4 protein-coding genes are annotated in these 3,281 nt (G+C 72.0%); all 4 read left to right on the top strand.

Going from position 1 to position 3,281, the window contains the following annotated elements; genetic code table 11:
• Window positions 1-17 precede the first annotated feature (17 nt).
• On the top strand, window positions 18-737 hold the full coding sequence (gene pncA, locus ACIY1X_RS19875; protein ID WP_399683866.1) for a bifunctional nicotinamidase/pyrazinamidase: 720 nt from the start codon (window positions 18-20) through the stop codon (window positions 735-737).
• A 13-nt stretch (window positions 738-750) separates the two neighbouring features.
• Entirely contained in the window at window positions 751-1,920 is a 1,170-nt protein-coding gene (locus ACIY1X_RS19880; RefSeq protein ID WP_399683850.1) for an ABC transporter substrate-binding protein, read from the top strand.
• Window positions 1,898-2,404 (top strand): (2Fe-2S)-binding protein, encoded by a 507-nt coding sequence (locus ACIY1X_RS19885; RefSeq protein WP_399683852.1) that lies wholly within the window; start codon window positions 1,898-1,900, stop codon window positions 2,402-2,404. Before ACIY1X_RS19880 ends, ACIY1X_RS19885 begins: the two co-directional genes overlap by 23 nt.
• Window positions 2,401-3,281 (top strand): molybdopterin cofactor-binding domain-containing protein (locus ACIY1X_RS19890; RefSeq protein ID WP_399683855.1); only part of this gene is annotated, 881 nt, incomplete at its 3' end. The genes ACIY1X_RS19885 and ACIY1X_RS19890, both read left to right, overlap by 4 nt.

The raw sequence follows: 3,281 nt of genomic DNA on the forward strand, positions 1-3,281 counted from the left end.
ACCCGGAGGGCCTTGCCATGACGAACACACCTCAACGCCGCCGCTTCCTGCGCGCCGCCGCCGCGCTGGGCATCGCGGGCGCCGTGCCGCCGCTGTGGGCGGCCGGTGCCAAGCCCGACGCCAAGTCGGCGCTGATCGTGGTCGACGTACAGAACTGCTTCGTCGACGGCGGCACGCTGCCCGTCAAGGGCGGCGCCGAAGTGGTGCCGGTCATCAACGCGCTGGCGCCGAAGTTCCGCAACATCGTCGTCACGCAGGACTGGCACACGCCCGGCCACGCCTCCTTCGCCAGCGCGCATGCGGGGCAGAAGGCCTTCTCCAGCATCAAGCTGAGCTACGGCAACCAGGTGCTGTGGCCCGACCACTGCGTGCAGGGCACCGACGACGCGGCCCTGCACAAGGACCTGAAGCTGCCCACCGCGCAGCTCATCATCCGCAAGGGCTTCAACCCCGGCGTGGACAGTTATTCCGCCTTCCAGGAGGCCGACCGCAAGACGGTGACCGGCCTGGCCGGCTACCTGAAGGCGCGCGGCATCAGGACCGTGTACGTCACCGGCCTGGCGACCGACTTCTGCGTCGCCTGGACGGCGCTGGACGCACGCGCCGCCGGATTCGAGGTCTACGTGATCGAGGACGCCACGCGCGCCATCGACCTCGACGGCTCGCTGGCCAAGGCCTGGAAGAACATGGCGGCCAAGGGCGTCAAGCGCATCCAGTCCACCGATATCGCTGCCTGAAAGGCCCGTGCCCATGACGCCGTCCCTTCGTGTTTCCAGGCGCCGCGCCCTCGCCGCAGGCGGCGCGTCGCTGGCCTTCGGGCCGGCCCTGGTGCGCCGCGCAGCCGCCGCCAACGGCGTCTCCGACGACACGATCCGGCTGGGCCAGTCGGCGGTGTTCAGCGGGCCCGCGCAGGACTTCGGCATCGACTACCGCGCCGGCCTCCAGCTGAGCTTCGACCGCATCAACAAGGCCGGCGGCGTCAACGGCCGGCGCATCGAGCTGGTCTCGCACGACGACGTGTACGAGCCGGCGAAGACCGCGGTGAACACCACGCGCCTGATCGAGCAGGACAAGGTGTTCGCGCTGACGGGCTACGTCGCCACCGGCAACCTGGCGGCCGCCATGCCCCTGTGCGAGAAGGCCGGCGTGCCCATGTTCGCGCCGCTGGTGGGCACCACCTCCTTCCGCACCAGCGTCAACCGCCTGCTGTTCCACGTGCGCGCCGGCTACGACCTGGAGCTGCGCAAGATCATCAGCCACCTCTCGACCATCGGCATCCGGAACATCGCGGTGGTGTTCCAGGACAGCGCCTTCGGCACCTCCAACCTCGCCACCTGCGAGCAGCTCGCGGCCGAGTACAAGGTCCCGGTGGTGAAGAAGCTGTCGATGGCCATCGCCGCCACCGACGCCAAAGAGGTGGCCGCCGGCCTCAAGGCCGCCGCGCCGGGCGCCGTCGTGATGATCATGGCCGGCCGCATGGTCGACGTGTTCATCCGCGACTACCGCGCCAGCGGCGCGGGCGCTCAGCTGTACACGCTGTCCGTCGGCATCACCGACGCCAAGGGCTCGGCCCAGCGGCTGGAAGGCAAGCTGGCCGGCCTGGTCACCGCCAGCATCGTGCCGCCGCCGCAGTCGCTGCGCGTGCCCATCGTGGCCGACTACCAGCGCGACCGCGCCGCCTTCGGCCAGAAGATCGACAGCTACACCGCGCTGGAGGGCTACATCGTCGGCCGCGTCATGACCGAAGGGCTGCGGCGCGGCGGCCAGGCGCTCACGCGCGACAGCTTCATCGCCGGCCTGGAAAGCATCGGGCGCGCCAGCTTCGGCGAGTTCCCGGTCGAGTACAGCGCCAAGAACCACAACGGCTCCACCTTCGTGGACCTGGAGATGTACACCGGTGCCGGCCAGTTGCGGCGATAGCCTGCCGCTCGCTCTTCATGTCAATGGCCGGCCGCATGCGCTGGCCGCGTCGCGCGAAGCCTCGCTGCTGCACCTGCTGCGCAACGACCTGGGCCTGAACGGGCCCAAGTACGGCTGCGGGCTGGGCCAGTGCGGCGCGTGCACGGTGCACGTCGACGGCGTGGCGGCGCGCTCGTGCGTGATCCCGGCGCACGGCGTGGCCGGGCGCCACATCACCACGCTGGAGGGGCTTGGAAGCCGGGCAGCCTTCCATCCCGTGCAGCAGGCCTTCGAGGACGCGCAGGCCGCGCAGTGCGGCTACTGCCTGAACGGCATGGTGATGCAGGCGGCGGCGCTGCTGGCACGCGAGCCGCGGCCCGACGAGGCGCGCATCCGCAGCGAGCTGTCGGGCAACCTGTGCCGCTGCGGCACGCACGTGGAGATCCTGCGCGCGGTGAGCCTGGCCGCCGCGCGCCTCGCCGGCGAGGACCGCAGCGCCCCATGACGGACCGGCGCCGCGCCAGCCGCCCGCGCACGCGGGCCGAATTCCTCTCGGCCGAGGGCGTGCTGGTGGTGGTGCGCGAGACGCCCGCGGCGGCGGCGCCGGCGCCCGGCCAGCCCCCCGCGGTGCCGCCGAACCCGACCGAGGGCGACGAGGTCCTGCTCGCCGTCTGGGACGACGGCAGCGTCAGCGCGCTGAACGGCCACGTGGACCTGGGCACCGGCATCCAGACCGCGCTGGCGCAGATCGTGGCCGAGGAGCTGGACCTGACGCTGGCCTGCGTGAAGATGGTGCTGGGCCACACCGCCGCCGCGCCCAACCAGGGCGCCACCATCGCCAGCGCCTCCATCCAGATCCACGCGCAACCGCTGCGCCTGGCCGCGGCCCAGGCGCGCGCCTGGCTGCTGGCGCGTGCCGCCGAGCAGTTGGGCGTGCCGATCGACGCGCTCGACGTGCGGCTGGGCATCGTGCGCGTGCGCGAGGAACCGGCACGCCACCTGTCCTTCGCCGCGCTGGTCGCCGGGCAGCGCACCGTGCTGCGGCTGGACACGGAGGCGAAGACGAAGCGCCCCGAGGACTACCGTATCGTCGGCACCGCGCAGCCGCGCGTGGACATCCCCGCCAAGCTGGCAGGCGAGCTGGTCTTCGTGCACGACATGCGCCTGCCCGGCATGCTGCACGGCCGCGTGGTGCGCCCGCCGTACGCCGGCGCAGACCACGGCGAGTTCATCGGCAACACGCTGGCGTCGGTCGACGAAGCCTCCATCGCGCACATCCCCGGCATCCGCGCGGTGGTGGCGATCCGCGACTTCGTCGGCATCGTCGCCGAGCGCGAGGAGCACGCCGAGCAGGCGATGCGCGAGCTGCGCGTGCAGTGGAA

Origin of the sequence: Xenophilus sp., from assembly GCF_044462705.1 — a bacterium.
In the GTDB taxonomy this organism is placed as follows: Bacteria; Pseudomonadota; Gammaproteobacteria; order Burkholderiales; family Burkholderiaceae_C; genus Xenophilus; species Xenophilus azovorans.